Here is a 248-nt window from a genome sequence, read left to right as displayed (position 1 = left end):
CGGTGCAGAAGGTCAAGAACGTGCATAACGAACTGCAGGTGACCTCGCCCTCCTCCCTGCTCGCCCGCAACAACGACGCCTGGATCACCACCAAGCTGAAGACCCAGATGCTCAGCGATCCCAACGTGCCCTCGTCGCGGATCAAGGTGGTCACCGAGAACGGCATCGTCTACATGATGGGCCTGGTCAACCAGCAGGAAGCCGCCCAGGCTGTCCGCGTCGCCCAGGGCGTCGACGGGGTGCAGAAG

1 protein-coding gene is annotated in these 248 nt (G+C 63.3%); it reads left to right on the top strand.

Going from position 1 to position 248, the window contains the following annotated elements; all coding sequences use genetic code 11:
- Positions 1 to 20: 20 nt before the first annotated feature.
- Positions 21 to 248, top strand: a 228-nt coding sequence (locus ACLJNW_RS27345; RefSeq protein WP_410961691.1) for a BON domain-containing protein, incomplete at its 3' end; no start/stop codon positions are given.

Origin of the sequence: Salmonella sp. SAL4457, assembly GCF_046548235.1 — a bacterium.
Lineage (GTDB): Bacteria > Pseudomonadota > Gammaproteobacteria > Enterobacterales > Enterobacteriaceae > Salmonella > Salmonella enterica.
The sequence above is the reverse complement of the archived record's forward strand: the minus strand, read 5'-3'. Positions and strand labels throughout refer to the sequence as shown.